Genomic DNA, 23,308 nt, shown 5'->3' with positions numbered 1-23,308 from the left:
GATAAAGAGGGTTAGGGAGAGGTAGGGAAGGGGGCAGGGGGGTTAGGTCTCTTTGATGACGTCCCGTTACCACCAACCGGGCTTGATGTCCGGCTAAATAACTGACCAAATTCCAATTCTCGTCCCCAACTTCTTCACGGGTGGCTACCCGTCGGGTGTCTTCTGTTCCTTCCCCCGGACGCACCAACTGCAAAAAGATTCGCTGGGCTTGTTGTTTCTCAGTTTCGGTCAGTTTTTGGTAAACTTGTTCTGCATGGTTGGCGATCGCTTTTTTAACGCCCCCAATTTCGTCATAGGCGGAGTGAGTTAAGGTTCGGTGTTTTTGTTTTTCCCACAGGCGAGTTAAGGCAAATTCTAATAAGGGTAAATTCCCCGGTTCTTGCCCGACGTCATCCAGGATTCTTTCGGTTAATTGGTCTTCCAATTGCACGTCTAACTTTTGGGCGGGAAGTTCAATGGCTTGTTGTAATTCCTCCCGTTTCATCGAACTGAGTAACTTCGGAGTATAGGTTTCTAACGCATCCCGAAACGGACGATAGGACAGGACATAACCGTAAAAATCAGCGCGTAACGTAAAAATCAGTGTAATATTTTCTTGAGAAATTGCCGTTAGTAATTCATCGGCAAAGCGTTCCCGTTCTTCCTTCACCGGACACAGGGTATAGAGTTCTTCAAATTGGTCGGCAACTAACAGTAACCGTTTCCCCGGATTCCGTTCTAAAATCTGAGAAATGACCTGTTGCACGGTGATTCTACCCTGTTGAAAATCACTGGCGAGTCCCATCGCTTCCCGCATTTTGTGAGTTTCTCCCGCTTCCGGTTCGAGTTGTCTCACCAAGGCAAAAGCTAAGGGTAAAAACGGGTCTTTTCCGGGCTTAAAAATTTCAATTAACCAGTTTCCTTCTTGTCGCAATTTCGGAATTAATCCCGCAAAGACTACCGAAGATTTCCCACTGCCACTCGGCCCAATTACCCCAACTAACGGCTGTTGATTGGTGGATTCTACTAATTTATGAACAAAGTTTTCCTGTCCAAAAAAGAAGTCCGCATCTTCTTCTCCAAAAGCGGCTAATCCCTGATAAGGGTTCGGCGGAATGAAATCTTTAAAAGCTGTTAAATCGGGATTTTCCTCAGAATCAATCTCAGAATCTATTAACGGTTTTTTCTTTAAAACGGGAGTTTCATGTTCTAAGAAACTCATCATCTGCGAACACCCTAATTCGTGGGCTTCTTCCACTTCATATCCTGCCGCTAACCCATCATAAAAGGCAACGGAAAAGGCGAGGGCGGCTTTGTCTCCGACCGCTTTATTCATCCCCAATACATAATTTACATATTGACTAATGGCTGTGGCTTGAACTTCTGAATAACAGGCATTTAAAATCACACATTCTACACCCTTTGTAGCAAATAATTTAAACATACTAGCCAGGGCATCGGTTGGCACCACCGCGCTTTTCCCCGTATCATCTTCGAGAACAATTCCTTCCTGACCGACTCCGTGTCCGCAAAAGTGAACAATTGATGGTTTATAATCTAATATTGCCCGATAAAAATCACGAGAGCGAACGGCTAACTTTTGTTCTAATTTATACTGATGTCGTTGATTAGCCCGTCGCAACCCTTCATCAATTTCCCGAATTTCTTCCTCCAGTCGCAACCGAGTAGTATTTTGGGGATTAGCCGCTAATATTAAAATCGTTTTGGGACTTGTTTGATTTGTCATAAATTAGCTTGCAGTTGCAATGGTGCTGTATATAAGTGGCTCATTTTTGAGTCTTGAGTTTTCCAAAGCTTTTAACTTAATAATATAGTTATAAACTGCACCGAAGCCAATCGAAAAATAAAAGGCTGAAATCCCCTTCAGCGTTGAGTTTGAGCAGTAGGGGAACGGATTTGACTTCCGGGATTCCCCGAACTTTATTTGAATGTCCAATTGAATAAAACTGCAACCGAAGGCTGTTTCAGGTTCAAATAGTCCCGTTGGAAGTTATGAGTAGCTAAAAGGGATTAAGATAGGGGAAAATGACACCAACTTTCCCCATCAACATCCCAAACCGTGCGAACCTCAGCATAGCTATAACGAACATCACCGCCACTAATATTTTCATCGGCATATCCGCCTTGATATCCTAACCATTTCCCGTTGGGGTCGTGGCAGATCCAAACTTTTTCTTTTTCGTCGTATCCTTTAATGACAATAATATGACCGGAGTTGGTAAAATATCCGTGAATAATTACCGGATGACCCTTGGCTAAATGTTGTTTAATTTCGGTTTCGGTTGTCACATTTTTGAAAGTAGTGTTCTGAAGTTTTCCAGGGCCATGTTCTTCACCCCATTCTCGCAGTAATCGTTGAAGAAATTCGGGAAGATGGCGACTTTTCACTCCACCTGTATATCCATACTGTTGATCCCATTCTTCGGTTTTCCGAAATAGCACATCTTCCAATTGCACATCATTGTTAATGTCTTGTGCGCTGCGAGAATCAATGCCATAATATTTGAGAACCATCGCCACACAGGTCACGTTACAAGTTCCCAAAGGATGTTCTAAATTATTCAGTTGAGAATGATAAGGAACTTTTAAATCAACTTTCGGAGGAAGAACGGGGGGATATTGTTGACTGGGTTCTTCGCCGCGAGAAACTGCCGTTAATACAATTTCAACATCTTTACCATAACAGTAATATTGTTTGGGTGCTGTTTCAATAGAACGAGCATCAAATTCATCCAAATATACCCGAATATATTTCCCCTGTAAATTGGGAGTGTAAGCACTAATGAAAATTTCATCTCCAGCATGATAGGTGAGAATTTCTTCGGGCGATAAAAGCGAAGTTTCTAAAGGTCTAACTTTCAGCAGAGAATCCGAGGTAAATCGTAACGTATACTTCAAGGTGTTCATATTGTCCTCCATAAAAAGTTAACGGGATAGCTGGTCTAAACTCACTTCAATTTCTCATTTCACTCTTTAAATTTTATATTTTTGGGTGAAAAATATGTTTTTATGAATGGTTTATACCAGCAGGTTTACAGGGTTTAATCGGTAATAATCTGCCAACCGTACAACTATAAATAGCCTCAAATTAATCGGTTGTTCAAATTTTGAAATGGTCAACAAGACTTTCGACTATGGTTGTTTGCTCTCCGTAAAACAACAGTACAATAATCTATCAAACAACCGTACTAACCGATGGGTTAGTTTTTTACAAGCGCCAAAAGTACAGGTGTCACCGACCCCAGCTTTTTTGTGCCTGTACATTGAAGGATTAATACCTATATTTGGGTTGCAGAAAAGTTAAGAAAATCAGAATAATCCTGTTTCTTTCAACCTCTTTACGGTAACCTAAAAACCAACTTTGGTCTAGTCACCTAAATGAGTGTCACTCAAAGAAGTGACTTGTTAATCTTTCTAGAGTGTGACTAAACTAAAGGACATTAATTGCAAAGTTCCTCACCAACAGATAGCAAATGCTGAGTCGCCCCAGTCCATCGCCCGAGAAACAGGAAACGAGTCAGAGCGATAGTTATTTCACCTCAGCCCCTCAAGTCTCATTACTCAATTTGACTTTCGGGTGTTGGCTGCCTCCCAAATACGAGATATTAACGGCAATCTTTCACAAGTTTACCAGTTAAAATAAGAGATTGAACTTGAGTTACTCCTGGAATGACCTGCTTTATAAAGCGTTATAGAGTAAGGGTTCCCCGGAATTAGATTAAGATGCCAGGAGGGAGATTTGAACTCCCGACACAAGGATTTTCAGTCCTCTGCTCTACCAACTGAGCTATCCCGGCTTTTTTTTACTGCCTAACTAGGATAGCAGATTCCTCCAGAATTTTGCAAGTAGATCTGCAAAAATTTTTTGAGCCTCGCAGATCCCTATGAAACCCCAGACTAGACGATCCATCCCGCTCAAGTGTAGCATCGGAGAAATTGGGGATAGAGCTAAGACTTAATTGACAGTTTCAGGTACAACACGCTACTCTAGGTGCGTTAATAACCACAATTAGATGACCAAGTACCTGAAGCCCAAAGAAGCCGCTAAATATTTGGGGGTAAATGTTAGGATTAGACCGTAGGGGGAAACAAGGGTATGATCGCGCGCCATAAAAACCCCCAGATCGACAGCATAGATACGACAAAGAAATTGTGAGTTGATTGTTCTCAACCCAAAAGAACTTTCACCAGAGTCAGAAATGGTCGAAGACATTAGAGCAATACTGCACTGTTTTTCTAATCGATTGTATGGACTAAGAAAGTACAAAACTCAAGCTCTCGAACGACCCAGAACTATTATGCAACGAGCATTCAAAACAAAGTTAAAACTGAATAACAAACAGAAGACTTTAATGGCTCAACACGCTGGATACTCTAGATGGGTTTGGAACTGGGCGTTAGCGATGTGGAATGAAGCTTACAAACAGGGTTTAAAACCTTCAACGAATAAGCTAAAAAAGTTCTACACCAACCACATTAAACCTCAATACTCCTGGCAGTCAACGCTAAGTTCTAGAGTTTATCAATTTGCTTTCATGCACTTAGGGGAAGCTTTCAGTCGCTTTTTTCAAGGCGTTGCTGAACATCCTAAGTTCAAGAAAAAAGGCAGAAATGATAGCTTTACTCTCGATAATTGTGGCCAAGTAATGAGGTTTTCAGGGAGGAGATTGAAGCTTCCTTTTATTGGATGGGTATTCACTTATGAACCCCTCCCGGAAATTCAGACTAAACGAGTCACAATTAGTCGAGTCGCTGATTCTTGGTATCTGTCTGTAGCCTACGAATTTGAACCAGAACAGACTGTTAAATCAAGAGTTTATCTGGGTGTTGATGTTGGAGTTAAGGCATTGGCGACCTGTTCAGATGGTACTGTTTTTGCCAATCCAGCAGCCCACAAAAAAGCTCAAAAAAATCTGGCAAAACTTCAGCGCGAACTTTCTAGAAAACAGAAGGGTTCCAATAACAGGAATAAAGCCAAACTCAAATTAGCGAAAGCTTATCAGCGAGTCACAAACATCCGAAAAGATGGAATTCACAAATTAACCTCATGGCTATGCAAAAACCACGCAGTCATCGGGTTAGAAGACTTGAATGTTTCTGGGATGTTGAAAAATCACAAGGCGCGCGGGTGCTATTGCCGATTCTGCTTTTTATGAAATTCGCCGCCAAGTTGAGTATAAGTCTGAGTGGTACGGCTCAGTAGTAGTTTTTGCTGATAGATTCTATCCGTCCACTAAGACCTGTTCAAGTTGCGGTCACGTTCAAGAAATAGCACTGAAAGAACGAGTTTTCAATTGTCAGGTTTGCGGTGAAGTCAAAGATCGTGACTATAATGCGAGTCTGAATTTATTACATTATGCCGAGGGCTTCTCGGCTAATTTGCCTGTCTGACCGGGTGCTGCCGACAGTCCGGGGTGATGCAGGAAGTAAACATTAACACGGTTTGTACCGCGTTATATCAGTTTTATAAAGCAGGTAATAGTTGGTGACAGACAAGAATAAATTCAACGGCTTGATGGCTGTGTTGCTGATTTGGCTGTCTAGTATAATCAGTGATCGCATCTGGTTTGCTTTTGATCGCTCAGTTCCCGCTTGGGATCAGGCGGACTATCTCACCCATTCGTTAAACTATTGGCGGGTATTCCAACATCCCCAATGGTTTTCTTCTGACTGGTGGGAACAGATGTGGATGCTGTCTCCAAAAGTTCCTCCCCTCACCTATATTCTGACGATACCGTTTTTAAACGTCTTTGGAATTGGCCCTGATCGCTCCCCTCTTGTTTATATCCTGTTTACGGGTATTTTACTCGCTTCGGTCTACGGAATTGCTTCTCGACTGTTTAACCGACGAGTTGCATTCTGGGCTTGTCTCATTTGTGTTTTGTTACCGGGGCTGTATGTTTATCGCCTACAATATTTGATCGACTATCCGATCACGGTGATGATCGCTTTCAGTTTTTGTTGTCTAACCCAGTGGAAATATAGCGAAAGAAAATGGTTTTGGGCGATCGCTTTTGGTTTATCCTTTGGGTTCGCCATGTTGGTCAAACAAACGGCGTTATTTTTCCTGTTTATTCCGCTCGTTTGGATGGGAATAGATAGCCTCAAGCATCGACGCTGGAAAAGCTTAATTCAGTTAACTCTTGGATTATTATTATCAGCTTTGATCTTAACGCCTTGGGTGAGAACGAACTGGCTACTCATGCTAACCTCTGGAAAACGTGCAACTATTGACTCTGCTTTAGCCGAAGGAGATCCGGCGTTAAATACCTTAGATGCTTGGATTTATTATTGGAACTTACTCCCTTATCATGTTTCTTGGGTCTTATTAATCGTTCCGCTTGTCGGGTTTCTTCTTTATTTATTTTATCCTAAATTCCTCTCAAAACCCCTAAATTTCACAGCCTTAAAATGGTTAGCAATATTTTGGATCGGCGGATATTTGTTATGTTCGTTGAATATCAATAAAGACTTTCGCTACAGTTTACCCTTATTACCTGTTTCGGCTATTTTTCTCGCCTACGGTTTAACCTTATGGCCCGAACGTTGGGGAAAAACGGTGCGGGGAATAACCCTCAGTTTAGCCATTGTCTTAATGTTACTCAATTTATGGCCGATTGGCGGGGTTTGGGGACGACGAATGGCGGCTTTTCTCAGCCCTGGAGGCGATCGCATTGCTCATCTGGGTTTAGAATGGCCCCATGAACAGGTGATTAATGAAATCATTGAAACAGAACCCTATTTACAGTCTACTTTAGGCGTGTTACCATCAACGCCAGACGTTAATCAACATAATCTTAATTATTTTGGCGCTTTGCGGGATGAACAAGTTTATGGGCGCCAAGTGGGAACTCGTTTAGAACAGGTCAGTCAAGATTCTTTATCGCTCTCTTGGTTTGTCACCAAAACAGGTAAACAAGGGATGGTTGAACGCATTAATGAAGCACAAGTTGCTATTGTACGGGAAATTGAACAAGGGCGACAATTTCAGCTCCACAAACGCTGGTTATTACCCGATAATACGGTTTTAAATCTTTATCATCGTCAGACGCCTTATATTGAAGTTTCCCCACAACCGAATGCTTCTGAACCTGTTCAACTGTCTCAAGTAATTGTATCACCCCAGGTTCCTCCAGATGCACCCATTCCGATTATTTATGTGTGGTCAGGTTCTTGGGAACAACTTCAGTCGGGGTTAGTGATATTAACCTGGAAATTACAAACCCCTTCAACAGCAAAGGGTTCGTCTGAATGGTTACATGATCATGCGATCGCAATGGGAACATTACATCCGGGAACCCTCGGGGAAAATGAAACCAATTCCGGCTTTCAAGTTCTTGAACGCATGGGGATGTTACCACCAAAAGATATTTTACCGGGAGTTTATCGCCTAGAAGCGACCTATTTAAACCGAGAAACGGGAGAAACCTACAAAATCACCGTTCCGCCTGTTACAGTCGAAATTAACCCCAAGTCGCCAAAATTACCCGCTCCAGAATTAGATTTAGTGTCTCAACTGCGACAGTTAGCACTGAATTTACCTCAAGGAATACCCGGACTTGAACCTGTGTTTGACGAAGTTGGACGCATTAACCAATACGATCCGATTCAAGATTATACCGTTCAGGCGGAAAAAACGTTAACTTATCGTTTACAGACTGAACCCGACAATTTAGACTATGCCTATGCTTTAGCGTTAGCGACGGTGTTAAAACAAGATGCACCCAGAGCGATCGCCGCCTTAGAAAAAGTCACGCAACTCGATCCGCAAAACCCCAACGCCCACGCTTATCTGGCTTTTATTCATCTGTATGCTTTGCATCCCCAAGCCGCAAAACAGGCTATTCAAAGGGCTTTAGAATTAAACCCCGATCAAAGCGAATTCCAAGGGTTAAGGGGAATTGCAGCATTGATGCAGGGAAATCTGATTCAGGCTTGGCAGGATCTACAAGCGTTGCGTTAGGGGTTAACTGACTTGAACTTCTGCGGGGGTCAAATCATAGTCTATAATTGCGCCTTGTTCTTTGAGAGCAAGTTTGGTGGCTTTTGATAAACCTGTACAAGCCATGAAACTGGCATCTTTAACTTTGGTATTGCTGAGATCGACGCTGCTGAGATGGGTTCTGGCGAGGTTCGCCCCTGTGAGATCGGCTCCGGTGAAGTTCACGCCGACTAAGCTAGCACAGCTTAAGTCTACATGGCTCAAATCCCAACCGACAGCGCCTTGGGTGACGATTTTCTGTACTAAACGCCATTTTTCGCTGAGTTGGGTGGTTTCATCAATTTCTGTGGCATTCAGGTTAACGCCACAGAGTTCGACGCCTGTGAGGTTAGCACCGCTTAAATTGGCGCCTGTGAGGTTAACTCCCGTTAAGACGGTATTCAGGAGGTTAGCGCCGCTTAAATTGGCGTGAGTGAGTTTGGAATGACTCAGGTTCGCCCCCATTAAATTCGCCTCGACGAGTTGAGCATGGGTGAAGTTGGCTTCTTTGAGGTAAGCATTCAGCAGTTGGGCGCCGCTGAGATCTGCACGGGTGAGGTTGGCTTCACTAATGTAAGCGTCGGTGAGATCGGCACTTTTGAGATTGGCTTCGATCAGGGTAGAATTGGTAAGATTGATGCCTGTCAGGTTCGTTTGACTCAAGTTGGCATTGGACAAATCTGCACTGATCAGGTTCGCTCCACTCAGGTTCGCTCCACTCAGGTTAATCCCAACAAGCTTGATTCCGATCAGAAAAGCTTCCTGGAAATCTCTCTTACCGTGAGCGTAGTGGTTGAGAAGTGTTTGAGTTTCCATGATTATTGTTTTGAGGATTGAGTAAAAATTGCGAAGTTAAGATTCAATTGAGTTTGATTAGAAAATCTTAAACTTCTCGGTTAGGAAATTTCCGTCTCGATTCTGACGAATCCATCACCTCTTTTTTCGGTAGAATAGGCGGTATATCAGTGCGTTTTTTGACGGGCGCGACGAGCATATTCTATTAATTTCCTCCGGTAAGGATCGGCATCGGTACGCCAGTAGACGCGATGACCTCTGAGTTCAGCACAGTGTTCTTCTAAGCATTTCAACCAACCCTGGCGTGTTTTGATCGCTTGGAAATCATCTAGAAGTCCCCAATCTTCCTCTTGACGAGTGAGTTTGGCAAATTTTTCATACTGGGGATATTCTGGCGTCACATAGGCTTGTTTGCAATGCAAAATAGGTGGATTAGGCCCTTCGTAACTTTGATAAGTGACATGGAGATCGCGTAAGTCGATTTCCATTTGCGTGTGCAATGCAGGATGCGGATCGGTATCAAAATCCGGGTAAAACAAGTAGGTAATCTTCGGTTTTCTGATATGAAATTTAACGAGGGTTGCTCCGGCTAGCCGACCTAAAGTTCGGTTCGCACAACCTTCGTACAAACGCAGTAGGGGATCAAGTTTTTCCAAGGCGGAAAGATGAACCCAGAGCGAGTGAGTATATTTCTGACCTATTGGACTATGAGAACAACAGTCAGCGATCACGTCTGGGTTTCCCATACTATATAACATAAGATCTGCTAAAATACAAGCTTTCTTGTAACTGCCAAATAACCCTTTAATATCGTTTTGGACAACTTCTGAAAGTTGGGAAATTTTGGGACGGCGACTAAACTGACTCAACGCTAAATAGACGAGAAAATCCTGACGACGGCGATCGGCTACTTTTTCCCATTCTTCGGGATCTGTTGCTTGTAAGATGAGTTTAAATGCTCTTTTGAATGTTCCAAATTCCTCTCGAATATCGGCTTCTGATGACAGTTCTCCGGCTACCGGAAGACGTCCGCGATCGCTGACAAATTTAATCAACGGTTGCAAGAGTTGTTCATAGTCTTCAAATCGTTTAACTTGTGTACAAATTTTCGGAGAACTTAAGCGAGAACGAAAGCGAGAAGCCCGGAAATTTTCGGCTTGGGTTTCATCCCGAAACACGAAATAAACGCCCATATCAATGGGAACTGCATTCACCTCTAAGACTTGATCGATATAGATTTTCAGTTCTTCTTGTTCATAGTATTTCTGAAAGGTATTGCGATTGGTAATCACTCCATCTCCATAAGCAACAATTCCCCGATCGCGATCATCAATTAAAATTTGGGCGGCGACTATTAAAACCTGTTTGGTCAGTTCCCAGGCTTTGAGTAATGCTTGGCGTCGCTCCTGTTGACATTCAATGACATTAATGATATAACCTAAGTTGACAATATCCGCTTCTTTGAGCGGTGTATCTGGTGAATAGTAAGGGTCCCATCCCGAACTTTCATAGCCTTTTTCGGCGATGCGTTGAATATCGCCTCCGTAGCCACAACCATAGTCAAAAAATGTTGTATTTTCGGTGAATAAGTCGGCTTCTACGGCTAACCGCACGGGACGAGAAAGGGAACGACGAACTAAAGCCGCTTTGTGACGTTCTATCTTGGGGATCGCGACGAATTCTAAGGGATTTTCTTGATCCCGTTCAATGGAAATAATCCGATGATCGCGAATTTCTACGCCTTTTCGGGCGAGATGTTGCATCCATCCTTTGCGAGTTCCAATGGTGTGATAGATGCGTCTTTCTTCGGCTGAAATGGATGGATCGGTTGGGTATAAACTGGGTTTAGACTCTAACAGTCCGAGTTTTTCTTCGGCTTTTGTCAAACGGGCAAATTTTTGATAATCAGGATAGTCTGAAGTAACAAAAGTTTCTTTGCGGTGAAGAATCGGCGGATTATCGCTATCAGAATAGTCGTGACTTTTGATGTGACTTGTTTGGATATTGACGATCAGACTCGCCACTAAAGCCGGATGGGGATCATCATCAAAATCGGGGTAATATAAATAAGAAACAACGGGTTTATGAGTATGAAATTTAACCAGTGTCACGCCTTCGAGATTTCCTAAGATGTCTCGACTCCAAGATTCGTATAGACGCAAAGCCGGATCAAGCTGATCAATTGCACTCAGATGAACATAAAGGGCGTTAGGGAGTTTTTTACCGATTTTGCTGCGTTGACAATAATCTGCGATCGCCCATTGTTGAGTCAGGTGTAATAAAATTTGATTGACGACTTGACAGACTCGCCCATAACTGCCAAAACTGTTGTAAATTTCCTGTTGTACAGTCGGCGGGAATTGAGACAGCAATGTTAGATGAGGCGGTAGTCTAAAAATAGCAGCCCGTTGAGCCAGAGCAAAAATCAGATGATTAACGGTGAGGGGAACGCCTAGAGAATCTGGGGGTTGAGCGACAGGATAAACTGCAAGACGGGATTCCGTCGATAAGTGCATCGAGGCAGCGATATCACTGATACTCATCTGTTTAACCCAGAATAGCAGGGGTGTCAATCCTATACCTAAGTATATAACAAATCTGAGAATTTATTGTAACAAATGCCACTTTTTTGGGTTTTGCAGCGAAAAACGGCTAAATTTCCAGGGTAAATATCGCCCCTTGAGGTTGATTGTCTTCGACAAAAATCTGACCTCCGTGAGCTTCTACAATCATCTTACAAAATGCTAAACCTAAACCTATTTGTTCAATTCCTTCTACGACAGTCCCAACGGCGTATTTATTAAAAATAATCTGTTTAATATCTTTACTAATACCAGAACCTTGATCGCAGAGGCTCATTCTCACTTGAAAGGCTTCATTTTGGGGATAGTTGACTCGGCAATTAATTTGACTGTTTTTCGGCGCGAATTTAATCGCATTTGATAGCAGGTTATCTAACACCCGTCGAAATAAGTTAGCATCCAGATAAACGAATTTTTTAATCCGGGGAATTTCAGCGATCAGCCTAATTTGTTTCTGGGCTGCAAGGGTTTCAAAATCAGAGATCGTTTGCTCAAACAACTGACAAATATCGACCGATTGCCGATGGAGAATGAGATGTCCAGATTCCAGTTTTGCCATGACTAATAAATCATTGGTTAAAGATTGTAATCTGTGTCCAGAATCCACAATCCGTTCAACTTTTGTTTTACTTGATTCCGATAGTTGATCTTGTTCTTTTAGAAGTTCTCCAGCAAAGATAATACAAGCAATTGGGTTTCGCAAATCGTGAACGAGCATATGTGACATTTCTTCGCGAAGTTTGAGAATATCGGCGAGGGTATCCCGTTGTTTTTGTAAGGTATCATATTGTTGTTTGATTCTCAGCATAGATCGAATTCTTGCCCGTAATTCTATACCACTGACGGGTTTACAAATAAAATCATCTGCCCCTCCCTCTAAACATCGTGCCATATCTTCCTTAGAATTGAGAGCTGTGACTGCAACAATGGGAATATGAGACCATTGGGGATTTGATTTGATTCTCTGACACACTTCTACCCCATTCATATCAGGCATCATCACATCTAATAGAATAACATCAGGCTGAAATAATTCTAGACGTTGTAAGGCTTTTATTCCACAGGAAGCATAGCTTAATTCATAGTATTCTTCTAAAAGTTGGGCTTCAATCACATCAAAGTTATTGGGTTCGTCATCAATAATTAATATTTGGGGGTTCATTTTTTTTTCTAAAACCAATGTTGTTTTGACAAAATTTAGACAATTATGCAAGCTAAAAAATAAGTGTTTACAGTTGATTTCGATAAAATTACTGAAGGTTTAGTCTTTCTCGGATTTTATCAGATAACTGTTTTAAACTGACCGGCTTACTCATATAGTCATTAGCTCCCGCTTGCAGACATTGCTCACGATCTTGAACAGTAACTAAGGCTGTCAACGCAATAATTGGAATCTTGGCGGTATCAGGATAAGCGCGAATTTGACGCATCGCTTCTAAACCATCAAGTTCAGGCATTTGAATATCCATAATGATGATTTGAGGTTGGTATTGTTGAGCATATTGAACGGCTTCAATACCGTTTTCTGCAAAAATAATTCGATACCCTCGGGTTTCTAAATAATCCCCCACTGTCTCAGCATTCGCCCGATGATCTTCTGCGATCAAAATGACAGGTGAGACACCAGAAGGCGGTTTAAGTTGATTCAACTCACAGGAGGAAGTTGAAGACGAAGCAGGAGTCAGTTTGTCAAGCCAGTCCGCTTGAGAAGTCAGCGCATCTTCATCCAGCATACAACCCCAGTGTGAGTTCCAAGGAAGCGTAACCGTAAACGTACTTCCTCGCCCCATTTCACTTTTTAAAGAGACAATTCCAGCGTGCATTTGCGTAATTTGTCGAACGAGGGCTAACCCTAAACCTGTACCTGAATATCGTCGAGATAAACTGCTATCAATTTGTACAAAAGGCTCAAATAAATGTTGTTGATCTTCGGGAGCAATCCCAATTCCGGTATCAATGACGCTCAGATGGAGACAACAATTGTCCGGATCAATCTCGACCTTTAACAAAATATTACCGCCTTCTGGGGTAAATTTAACCGCATTACTGAGGAGATTAATTAAAACTTGACGAATGCGACGTTTATCCACTTCGAGCGTAACGGGAACAGGAGCGGGGATGAAACACAGTTGTAGATTTTTTTTATCAGCTTGGGGTTTAACAAAACTCAGGCTAGATTGACAGAGTTGATTGATCTCAACCGCCATCAGCTTCAACTCCATTTTTCCGGATTCTATTTTAGATAAATCCAGGATATCATTAATCAGTTCAAGCAGATGTTGACCACTCTGTTCAATAGTCGCCACCGAGCGCAATTGTTGAGGATTGAGCGCTCCATAAACACAGTCTTGTAAGACTTCTGATACACCTAAAATCGAATAGAGCGGCGTGCGTAATTCATGGCTCATATTTGCCATAAATTCATCCTTAAGGCGGGTGGCTCGTTCTAACTGAGCATTCGTGCGACGCAATTCTTCTTCGGCTCGTTTACGTTCGGTAATATCGCGACAAACACAAACAAATTCACCGCTATTCGTGAGTGTTAGGGAAAATTCTTCCAGAAACGTACTTCCATCTTTACGAATGGCTAAAGCTTCGCTGCGAGAATATCCATTTTCCATCAGTTGAGGAATGACTTCGCGATTAATCCGATCGCCCTCTTCTTGAGAGTAAAGACTTTGCCAATTCCGACCTAATAATTCTGTGGTTTCTGTATAGCCAAATAGATCTAAATGAGCTTTGTTGAGATAAATATAATCGCCTAAAGGGTTAACAATGGCAATTCCTTCGCTAGCAGCTTCAATAGCGGTAAGCTGGCGTTGGAGTTGTTCTTGAGCGAGTTGACGTTCAGTGACGATAGCGATCGCACTAACAGCCGCTTTTAACAGGTTAATCTCGATTTTATCCCATTGACGAGTATCGCCATCATTATCAAAGCCAATAAACCCAAAAAATTCTCCTTTGACGATTAATGGAAACAGAAGTATCGTAAAAATTCCAGTCGGTTCAAGAATTTGACGTTGCATGGGAGTCATATCGTCTAAACTCTGACAAATGGCTTCACCTTGGGCGAGTTGTTCTACCCAAGTTGAGAAGCAAGGGGTATCATAAAGCTGTTGGAGGACAGATCGGTTCAGCTTAGAGGCTGCATCAGGTGCCGACCAGTGAGACATATAATACAAATAGGGATGGTTGAACTCGTCGTAACAATGTTCAAACACATAGACTTGACTGACATCTGCGGCTTGACCTAAAATTGAAAGCACAAGTTTGTATAAATCGCTTTGAGAAGCTGCACATAACAGTTGACGCTGCACCTCAACTAAAGCAGTGAGATAGTTATCTCGCTTTTTGAGATCAGCTTCTGCTTGTTTTCGTTCTCGAATATCTCGAGCAATTTCGCAGAAGTAGGGAATCCCGTCAAAATTTAACTCGGTAAGGGTAATTTCAACCGGAATGTTTTCACCTGTTTGAGTTCGATGGGTAGATTCTAATAATAGGGATTTTTGTTGTTTGAGATGTTCGCAGAAAGGTTGCCAATCTGGGGGCGCGTTTAGGTTTTGATCGATTTGCCAAATGTTTAGATTTGAGAGTTCTGCACTAGAATAACCTAAATTATCACAGGCGGTTTTATTAACATAAACAATCTCACCTTCTTGCTCGACAATAAAGATGCTTTCTCGAGCGTTATCAAGGGCAAATTCAACCAGTCTTAAGCGATCTTCGGTTTGTTGACGTTCGGTAATATCGAGAGCAACAGCCAGAAATAAGCGTTCTTGTTGATGTTCGATCAGTTGAAAGTGAACTTCTACCGGATACGAACTTCCATTTGCTCGTTGATAAGCGGCTCTAAAAACGGTTTTCTTTTGTTGATGGTTTAACAAGGGATTGATTAATTGTTGAAATTGTTCTCGAGTCAATTGAGGTTGAAGATTAATAGCAGTCATTTGTTGAAGTTTTTCGAGGCTATACCCGAGATTTCGCAAAGCGCCTTGGTTAGCATATTGAAATTTTAGGGTTTCGGCATCAAAGATGTAGATTTCGTTTAAACTGGCTTCTAATATGTTTAAGAGGCGAGTTCGTTCAGCAATTTCTGTTTGTAGATCTGCGGTGCGTTGTTGAACTCTGGCTTCGAGTTCTTGATTGAGTTGTTGGAGTTTTTGTTCGGCTTGTTTGCGTTGGGTAATATCTTGAGAGAGAACTACGCCTGCTTGCACTATTCCTTGATCAATAATGGGTAAAAAATAGACGAGAAAAAGGCGATCTGCGAAGGGAAGTTCAGCAACAAATTCTTCTCCGGCTAGGGTTCGACGATAGAGCGGTTCGAGCAGTTTACAGGTTTGAATAGGTAAGACTTCCCAGATTGTTTTTCCTTCAAGGTATTCTTTACTTAACCCCACTTCTGCAAGTCCTAAACCACCAACCAAGATATACTCTAAATCGTGATCAAACATCATTACAGCCCCGTTGGGGAAGTTATTCACTAACATTTGATAACGGGCTTCACTCCGACGCAAAGCGATTTCTGCTTGTTTACGTTCGGTAATATCTTCGTAGGTTCCCACCACGCCTATAATTTCTCCATCTGCATTTCGCAAGGGCATTTTATGGGTTCTCAGCAAACGTGAAATATTCCCAATTTTTGTCATGGGTTCTTCGATATCAAGTTTGGCTTCTCCTGATTTCATCACTTGATAATCATCAGCCCGATAGAATTTTGCTTCGTTTTTCCAAGGCATATCATAGTCCGTTTTACCAATAATTTCTTGACTTCTCGGTAAACCTGCATCTACACTACATTGATAGTTACAGCCGAGAAAATTACCTTTTTTATCTTTCCAAAATACGGCTTGAGGAATACAATCAAGAACAGATTGCAGTAAAATTTGCTTGTCTTGTAGGGCGCGTTTGACTTCGACGCGATCGCTAATATCTTGACCTTCTGCTATTATTAATATCACTGAGCCTGTTTCATTCCGCAGGGGACGCAAAGAAAAGTCTATTGTTGCGATTTTACCTCCGGCGACTAATACATCGACTTCATAGGAAATAGATTCTCCTAAAGCGGCTTTAGCGATACTTTGACGCAATTGGTGTTGAGTTTCAGTTGAGATTGTCCACCAGTGGGTTTCCCAAAAGGGACGATTAACGACATCTTCGTGTTTCAATCCCCCAAAGTCTAAAGCAGTTTGATTAACATCGAGTAATATTCCTTCAGGTGTTAGCAGTCCTGTACATTGAAAGGTATTATTAAAAATGGCTTGAAATTGCTGATCGCTTTCTTTGGTTTTGGCTTCGAGTTGACTGTTTAGGGTTTGGATTTGTTGACGGAGTTGATTTTGTTCAATGGCAATTGAGATGGAAATTGAGAGTTGTTCAAAGAGTTCTATGTCTTCAGCTTCCCACGCTCTAAAATTATTACATTGATGGGCGATTAATAATCCCCAAGTTTCAGTCTGGGCTGTTGTTTTATCTTGACCGTCTGAATTTATTAAAATTGGGACAGCTAAATAGGCTTTAACTTGGTTCTGTTCAAATTGTTGAATTTGGCTTGGTGTTAATCCCGTTTGATAGATATTAGGAATCACTTGTTTTTTTCGGAGGTTTTCAAATTCGTATTCTATTATATTGCTTACTTTTAAATCACCTGAAAATGAAGTAATTTTATGCTTTTTATTAGGTTGAAATTGAGTCAATAAAACGCGATCACACTGGATAATCTGTCGAATATCGTTAACTGTTGTTTGCAGTATAGTTTCTAAGTTTAAGGCTTGATGAATGCGTTTATTAACGGTTTTTATGAACTGATTATATTTACTATCTAGGGGGGATTTTTGATTTAACAAAATCTGATTAATCGTGTTATATTGGGGGCAGAGTGATATCTTTTTTTGCAAAGAATTAGCGTCTAAATGCTGTTTTATTGCTTGTCTTTCTGTCTCTTCTTGTTGAGAATTAGGGAGTAAAATAATCGGAATATTCAGCTTCAGGCGTTGTAAATCTTGGATAAATCCTAAGCTATCGAAATGATCAAGCTGAGTATTCAAGAGGATGACATCAGGTTGAATCTGTTGGCAATATTGTAATCCCTTTTCTATCGTTTCAGCCAACAAGATTTGCTGAGGGTTTATATTGTGAGTTTTATTTTGTGTTATATAGTCCCGATAAGTTTCTAAATCCCTGAGAGAATGATCGATAACCAGAATGATCGTTTGAGCGTTATTCATCGGTTGAGTAAGTTGAGCGCCTTCTCTTCTGTTATAGAATACTTTCTCAAGCAGTTTCATCAGTGAGTATACGGAATTCTTGTCAACTTAAACTGATCTCCACTGGAAAAATTAGACTAGAAGTGAACAAAAGTAGAGATTTTTTGATTTCAAACTCTACAACTCAGGGCAATTTTGGGATGTCTTTGAAAACCTGAAAATCCTGGAAACCCAACGACTGCTTTATGTTACAGCCATCAAGCTTCCAGGATTAGTGTTCTCCTTTCGGCAGACTTAATTCAATTTAAAATGAATTTCAAAGACTATTACTCGGCAGCAGGTGCGAGTTCGGTAGAACCGGCGGTGCGTTTGCGAGTTAAGCTATTAAACAACATTAAACCAATAGCTTTGATCAAGTTGCCTTCTAACTCCATGAACATCTTCATATTCATTCCGAAGGCGGCGTTGGCTTCAGCAACAATCCGATCGGCTGTGGCTTGATCGATGGGTAAATCATTCATCATCTGGCGATAATTGGCTTTGAACGCCTTCTCATCGGGAATATCCTTGAATTCATAGAATTGGATGCCTTCGCCGTCTGAGAGGTTCATACCTCGTTGAGCGATCGCTTTGAGAATTTGTCCACCAGATAGATCGCCCATGTAGCGAGTGTACAGGTGAGCAATCAACAATTCGGGTTCAGTGTTGGAAATCTCCCGAATTCGCGCTACATAAGCTTGTGCGGCGACTGTAGGGGCGATTTCTTCCCGCCAGTTAGAACCATAGAAATAATATAAATCTTTTTCTAGGCTCTGTTTGCGGTTGAGTTCGGGAAAATACAGCTTCGACAGAATCGGATGGTTGCGATGGCGTTCCATCTCTTCTTCCATTGCAGAGTAGACAAAGTAGAGATTTGCTCCTAATGTTCTATAGGAGGTTTTTTCTACGGTTCCTTTCAAAAAGCATTTGATAAAACCCACATTTTCTGCCATTGTGTGGGATTTTTTCGTGCCTTCTCGCAATTGAGTTGCTAAATTAACGCTCATACTAAATCCTTATATCTCAAAGCTTCTGTTCAACATCAGACATCTCTATACTGAGACAGCGATTATTAAACCGCCTGAATTTTTACCTTAAACCGATTTGCTGAGAAATGATGTTAAGATTTGTCACAAGGGCTACAGATCAGTGGGAGCTATCGGTCAAGAACCCAGTTAACGTAGCACTTTAGCATCATCCGCGATCGCTTGTCACCTGAAAACTGCCATTCATAAATTAGGTAATCATACTAAATCCGGTTTATATATAAGCGTTATTTCTGAGAGAGGCAAAAGGCAAAAGGCAAAAGGCAAAAGGCAATCGCAGCGCTCTTGCAAAATTTCGGAGGAATTTAAAGTGCTACTCTACCAATCGGATTTGGTATCATTACTAATATGAAATTCGGGTGTATCAAAGCAAACGGGACTAGGTTTCTATATGATTCTAGTCCCGATAGTCTTCAATTAGCAATGCCTCTGCGCCTGGAAAATTCGCACTTGATGCGCGAACCTACAAAACATTAAATATCTAAATCAACCAGATTTAAACGAGGTGCATTGGTTTCAATAAACTCCCGACGGGGTGCTACTCTGTCTCCCATTAATACGGTAAAAACATTATCCGCTTGGGCGGCGTCTTCCACTTCTACCCGCTTGATCATTCGGCTTTCAGGGTTCATCGTAGTATCCCAAAGCTGCTGAGGCATCATTTCACCTAACCCTTTAAACCGTTGAATGTTGTAGTTAGCATTTGAGGGAAACTCAGCCAAACATTGCTGCAATTCTCGCTCATTATAACAGTAGTAATGATTGCGTCCTCGTTCCACTTTATACAGAGGAGGACAAGCAATATAAATGTAACCCTGTTCTACTAATTCTCGTTGATAGCGGTAGAAAAAGGTTAACAGCAAAGTGCGAATGTGAGCGCCGTCAACGTCTGCGTCTGTCATAATAATAATTTTATGATAACGCAATTGGGACGGATCAAAATCTTCGCCTCTGATTCCCAATCCTAACGCTGTAATGAGGGATTGAATTTCATTGTTTTTGTAGATTTTAGAATCATCGGTTTTCTCAATATTCAGGATTTTTCCTCGGAGCGGTAAAATCGCTTGATTGTGGCGATCGCGTCCTTGTTTTGCACTTCCGCCCGCACTATCTCCTTCGACTAAAAAGATTTCAGATTCTCGGGGATCTCGGGTACTACAATCTGCCAATTTACCGGGTAATGGCGATGATTCTAACACCGATTTCCGACGAACTAAATCTCTCGCCCGACGAGCGGCTTCTGCGGCTTTAAAGGCTTGAATGGCTTTCTCTAAAACTGCATCGGCAATATTCGGGTGAAAGTCGAGATATTCGGTTAACACTTCCCCAACTAAAGAATCAACTATCCCGCGAACTTCTGTATTTCCTAACTTGGTTTTGGTTTGTCCTTCAAATTCTGGGTCAGGAACTTTGACTGAAATTACAGCCGTTAACCCTTCCCGGACATTCTCGCCGCCCAAATTAGACTCATTTTCTTTGAGTTTATTTCGCTTGCGGGCAAAATTATTCATGGTACGGGTTAATACCGCTTTTAAGCCTTCTAAATGGGTGCCTCCGTCAATAGTTCTAATATTATTGGCAAAGCCCAAAATATTATCGCTATAAGCATCAACACACCACTGCAACGCTACCTCTATCTGCACATTGTTTCGCTCTCCCGACACATAAATCACATCTTCATGGAGAGGTTGCTTTTCGCGGTTCATGTAGGCAATATATTCTCGAATTCCGCCTTCATAACAGAAGCTTTCGGTTTTCGGTTGCTCGATTTTGAGGAGTTCTAAACGATGGTCTGTTAAAGTAATTTTGATGCCTGCATTCAAATAGGCTAATTCTCGTAAACGACTGGCAATGGTTGCATAGTCAAACTCAATTCCAGTTGTAAATATGGTCGTATCAGGTAGGAAGCGAACCGCAGTTCCCGTCTGAGTTTCTTTACTGGGTTGAGACTCAAGTTCGTGGGCGGGAACTCCTCTTTCGTAGCGTTGAGTATAAAGCGTTTTATCCCGCAAAACTTGAACTTCTACCCATTCAGACAAAGCGTTGACAACGGAGACACCCACCCCATGTAAACCGCCTGAAACTTTATAGCCACCCCCGCCAAATTTTCCCCCGGCGTGGAGAACTGTCATTACGGTTTCTAGGGCTGATTTTCCGGTTTTGGAATGCACATCAACGGGAATACCGCGACCATCATCGGTAACGGTGACTGAACCATCGGCATTAAAATCGACTTCAATGTGGGTACAATGGCCTGCGAGCGCCTCATCAATGGAGTTATCCACGACCTCGTACACTAAATGATGAAGTCCGCGTGGCCCTGTTGAACCAATGTACATCCCTGGACGTTTGCGGACGGCTTCTAGACCTTCAAGAACCTGAATTTGATCGGCGCTGTAACTGCTGGTCATGTGATAACTGCTCCAATTCTGGGGCTGAAGTCCCCAGGACTCCAAAAATGACAAATCTCACCAAAATTGTAACACAAAAGGGTTATAAACGATATTAGCGGCAACTCAAGCCTTATTTTAATCCAGATTGTACCCCTTTATAATGGGCAGTGGGACAGGGATGTGTAAAAGTTATATTGATTTATGGCGATTATTGTGATTTGTGGTGCAACCGCAACAGGAAAGTCAGGGTTGGCGATCGCTTTGGCGCAACGACTCGATACAGTGATTCTCAGTGCAGATTCGCGTCAGGTGTATCGAGAATTTGATATCGGCACGGCTAAACCCACTCTAGACGAACAGCAACAGGCTGCTCATTTCCTCATCGATATCTGCGATCCGAGACAGACTCTTACTTTAGCAGAATACCAGCAAAAGGCTCAAGCAATGATAGCGGTTCCTCCTGTGTCTGCTTCTCCTGTTTCCCCTTTGTTGCTCGTAGGGGGGACGGGGTTGTATATTAAAGCGATTGTACGCGGGATGAAAATTCCTCGAGTTGCGCCTTGTGCTGAGTTGCGATCGCAGTTTCAGATGTTAGGTCAAGTTCAATGTTATGCGATGCTCAACCAAGTTGATCCGGTAGCAGCCGAAAAAATTCATCCCAATGATCAGTTTCGCACTCAAAGAGCTTTAGAAGTTTATTATATTACTGGTTCTCCGATTTCTCAACAACAAGGTGAAAATCCCCCTGATTATCCCATTTTACAAATAGGCTTAACTTTAGATCGCGATCGCTTGACTCAACGCATTCAACACCGTACCCAAAAAATGATTGAGATGGGATGGCTTGAAGAGGTGAAAATACTTCTCGAAAAATATGGTCAAGATTTGCCTTTGTTACAAACTTTAGGGTATCACGAAATGATACAATATCTCAGGGGAGATTGTTCGTTAGCAGAAGCGATCGCGGCGACGGTTTTACATACTCGTCAATTTGCTAAACGACAACAAACCTGGTTTAATGCGGTTTCAGAGATTGAATGGTTTGATGTGCAGAATGCCGATTTATTAGAACAAGTTTGGCACCGGGTTAAAACGTTTATTGGGGGAATTTAAAAACAACTTTTTTTGAAATCATTAACCCGTCAGAGGGGGAATTTTTGAGAGTCTCTTGATGACCAGTTAGGAACAGTTCAGTGCTAGAATAGTTAAGGGCAGGTTTTCCGGAATGAACGGCGACCTGTTTGAAGATCAAGGTAAAAGTGAGTTGGGGAGTCACAGATTATTCCGCCGTTCAACGACAGAGGCTGCTGTGAGCGTTGGTTAACATCCTTTTCCCCAGACGCGACAAAATTCCTTGGGCGATATCAGTTGTGGGTGTTGAACGATTTGTCTTCAAAGCACGATACTGGGAGAATTGATATGAGAAATACAGGACTGGCGTATCTACTCTGGTGTACTTGGTTTTTGGGGTTGGGTGGTGTTCATCGAATCTATTCGGGGAATTATTTCACTGGACTGGTGTGGTTATTTACCTTTGGTTTTTTTGGGGTGGGTCAATTTGTAGATTTATTTCTCATTCCCGGAATGGTTGAACGTAAAAATCTCAAATACCAACTTTATCAGCGAGAAATGAGTCAGACTCCAATTACTCACGAAGTTATTGTTAATTTAACAGAAAGTCAGAAATATAGTAAGGAAGCGATTCCGGCTGTCGTACAAAAGTCTGATATTTATACAATTTTGAAACTCGCCAAAGATAACCCTCAAGGGATTTCGGTTGCTGATTGTGTAATTGCGACGGATAAACCGATTCCTGAAATTAAGCAATTGTTGAATGATTTATATAAAGAAGGTTTGCTTCATATCGATAACCATGAAGAAACCGGAACGATAATTTATCGCATTGTTTAAGTTTTGTAGGGGCGGGTTCCTAATAGATATATGTTTTCCCCACAAACAACTGATATAAACCCGCCCCCTCTGACAGTAGGGAATAGTTTTGTAGGGGCGGGTTCCTAATAGATATATGTTTTCCCCACAAACAACTGATATAAACCCGCCCCCTCTGACAGTAGGGAATAGTTTTGTAGGGGCGGGTTCCTAATAGATATATGTTTTCCCCACAAACAACTGATATAAACCCGCCCCCTCTGACAGTAGGGAATAGTTTTGTAGGGGCGGGTTCCTAATAGATATATGTTTTCCCCACAAACAACTGATATAAACCCGCCCCCTCTGACAGTAGGGAATAGTTTTGTAGGGGCGG

Annotated in this window: 13 protein-coding genes, 1 tRNA gene and 1 pseudogene; 6 read left to right on the top strand and 9 right to left on the bottom strand. The window is 42.0% G+C overall.

Annotated features, from left to right (window positions below):
* The 3 genes from WN50_RS07490 to WN50_RS07480 form a co-directional block, all read right to left on the bottom strand.
* Positions 1 to 1,726, bottom strand: a 1,726-nt coding sequence (locus WN50_RS07490; RefSeq protein ID WP_046281575.1) for an nSTAND1 domain-containing NTPase, incomplete at its 3' end; no start/stop codon positions are given.
* A gap of 284 nt (positions 1,727 to 2,010) precedes the next feature.
* Positions 2,011 to 2,907, bottom strand: coding sequence for a C39 family peptidase (locus WN50_RS07485; RefSeq protein ID WP_049558606.1), 897 nt, complete (start codon positions 2,905 to 2,907; stop codon positions 2,011 to 2,013).
* Positions 2,908 to 3,724: 817 nt separating this feature from the next.
* Positions 3,725 to 3,797: transfer RNA gene (locus tag WN50_RS07480), tRNA-Phe, on the bottom strand.
* Positions 3,798 to 4,139: 342 nt separating this feature from the next.
* Between WN50_RS07480 and WN50_RS33825 the strand changes: the two are divergent.
* The 4 genes and pseudogenes from WN50_RS33825 to WN50_RS07470 form a co-directional block, all read left to right on the top strand.
* Positions 4,140 to 4,286 (top strand): annotated as a pseudogene (locus WN50_RS33825) (IS607 family transposase); the annotation flags it as partial.
* 12 nt (positions 4,287 to 4,298) lie between these two features.
* Positions 4,299 to 5,156: an RNA-guided endonuclease InsQ/TnpB family protein gene (locus tag WN50_RS07475; protein WP_425354787.1), complete on the top strand. Its 858-nt coding sequence runs from the start codon at positions 4,299 to 4,301 to the stop codon at positions 5,154 to 5,156.
* Complete coding sequence (locus tag WN50_RS37390) at positions 5,113 to 5,391, top strand: zinc ribbon domain-containing protein (protein ID WP_425354788.1); 279 nt, start codon at positions 5,113 to 5,115, stop codon at positions 5,389 to 5,391. The genes WN50_RS07475 and WN50_RS37390 overlap by 44 nt, the downstream gene beginning before the upstream one ends.
* Positions 5,392 to 5,485: 94 nt before the next feature.
* Entirely contained in the window at positions 5,486 to 7,963 is a 2,478-nt protein-coding gene (locus tag WN50_RS07470) for a glycosyltransferase family 39 protein (protein WP_063847369.1), read from the top strand.
* Between the two features lie 3 nt (positions 7,964 to 7,966).
* Here the strand turns inward: WN50_RS07470 and WN50_RS07465 are convergent, their stop codons facing one another.
* The 6 genes from WN50_RS07465 to gyrB all read right to left on the bottom strand — a co-directional run bounded on the left by WN50_RS07465 (position 7,967) and on the right by gyrB (position 21,060).
* Complete coding sequence (locus WN50_RS07465; protein WP_046276539.1) at positions 7,967 to 8,797, bottom strand: pentapeptide repeat-containing protein; 831 nt, start codon at positions 8,795 to 8,797, stop codon at positions 7,967 to 7,969.
* Between the two features lie 146 nt (positions 8,798 to 8,943).
* A complete protein-coding gene (locus WN50_RS07460) occupies positions 8,944 to 11,292 on the bottom strand; it encodes a DNA phosphorothioation-associated putative methyltransferase (RefSeq protein WP_152964739.1) in 2,349 nt (782 codons plus the stop codon).
* Between the two features lie 136 nt (positions 11,293 to 11,428).
* Positions 11,429 to 12,520: an ATP-binding response regulator gene (locus tag WN50_RS07455; protein ID WP_046276542.1), complete on the bottom strand. Its 1,092-nt coding sequence runs from the start codon at positions 12,518 to 12,520 to the stop codon at positions 11,429 to 11,431.
* Positions 12,521 to 12,608: 88 nt separating this feature from the next.
* Positions 12,609 to 17,645 (bottom strand): PAS domain S-box protein, encoded by a 5,037-nt coding sequence (locus WN50_RS07450; protein WP_049558603.1) that lies wholly within the window; start codon positions 17,643 to 17,645, stop codon positions 12,609 to 12,611.
* A 245-nt stretch (positions 17,646 to 17,890) separates the two neighbouring features.
* A complete protein-coding gene (locus WN50_RS07445; RefSeq protein ID WP_046276537.1) occupies positions 17,891 to 18,610 on the bottom strand; it encodes a biliverdin-producing heme oxygenase in 720 nt (239 codons plus the stop codon).
* Between the two features lie 512 nt (positions 18,611 to 19,122).
* Positions 19,123 to 21,060 carry a DNA topoisomerase (ATP-hydrolyzing) subunit B gene (gyrB, locus tag WN50_RS07440; protein ID WP_046276536.1) on the bottom strand — a complete coding sequence of 646 codons (1,938 nt, stop codon included), beginning with the start codon at positions 21,058 to 21,060 and terminating at the stop codon, positions 19,123 to 19,125.
* Positions 21,061 to 21,243: 183 nt separating this feature from the next.
* On the opposite strand from gyrB, the gene miaA reads away from it, so the two are divergent.
* A complete protein-coding gene (gene miaA, locus WN50_RS07435) occupies positions 21,244 to 22,155 on the top strand; it encodes a tRNA (adenosine(37)-N6)-dimethylallyltransferase MiaA (RefSeq protein ID WP_046276535.1) in 912 nt (303 codons plus the stop codon).
* A gap of 306 nt (positions 22,156 to 22,461) precedes the next feature.
* The gene (locus WN50_RS07425) at positions 22,462 to 22,953 is read left to right on the top strand and encodes an NINE protein (RefSeq protein ID WP_046276533.1); all 492 of its coding nucleotides are present in this window, start codon (positions 22,462 to 22,464) and stop codon (positions 22,951 to 22,953) included.
* Positions 22,954 to 23,308: the final 355 nt, after the last annotated feature.

The organism is Limnoraphis robusta CS-951, assembly GCF_000972705.2.
Note: the sequence above shows the minus strand (reverse complement) of the source record. Positions and strands in the feature narration are given on the sequence as shown.

Excerpts from the sequence above, each read along its gene's own strand:
- WN50_RS07485 (WP_049558606.1), bottom strand. The coding sequence starts at position 2,907 with ATGAACACCTTGAAGTATACGTTACGATTTACCTCGGATTCTCTGCTG.
- WN50_RS07475 (WP_425354787.1), top strand. The coding sequence starts at position 4,299 with ATGCAACGAGCATTCAAAACAAAGTTAAAACTGAATAACAAACAGAAG.
- WN50_RS07465 (WP_046276539.1), bottom strand. The coding sequence starts at position 8,797 with ATGGAAACTCAAACACTTCTCAACCACTACGCTCACGGTAAGAGAGAT.
- WN50_RS07460 (WP_152964739.1), bottom strand. The coding sequence starts at position 11,292 with ATGCACTTATCGACGGAATCCCGTCTTGCAGTTTATCCTGTCGCTCAA.
- WN50_RS07455 (WP_046276542.1), bottom strand. The coding sequence starts at position 12,520 with ATGAACCCCCAAATATTAATTATTGATGACGAACCCAATAACTTTGAT.
- WN50_RS07450 (WP_049558603.1), bottom strand. The coding sequence starts at position 17,645 with ATGAAACTGCTTGAGAAAGTATTCTATAACAGAAGAGAAGGCGCTCAA.
- WN50_RS07445 (WP_046276537.1), bottom strand. The coding sequence starts at position 18,610 with ATGAGCGTTAATTTAGCAACTCAATTGCGAGAAGGCACGAAAAAATCC.
- gyrB (WP_046276536.1), bottom strand. The coding sequence starts at position 21,060 with ATGACCAGCAGTTACAGCGCCGATCAAATTCAGGTTCTTGAAGGTCTA.
- miaA (WP_046276535.1), top strand. The coding sequence starts at position 21,244 with ATGGCGATTATTGTGATTTGTGGTGCAACCGCAACAGGAAAGTCAGGG.
- WN50_RS07425 (WP_046276533.1), top strand. The coding sequence starts at position 22,462 with ATGAGAAATACAGGACTGGCGTATCTACTCTGGTGTACTTGGTTTTTG.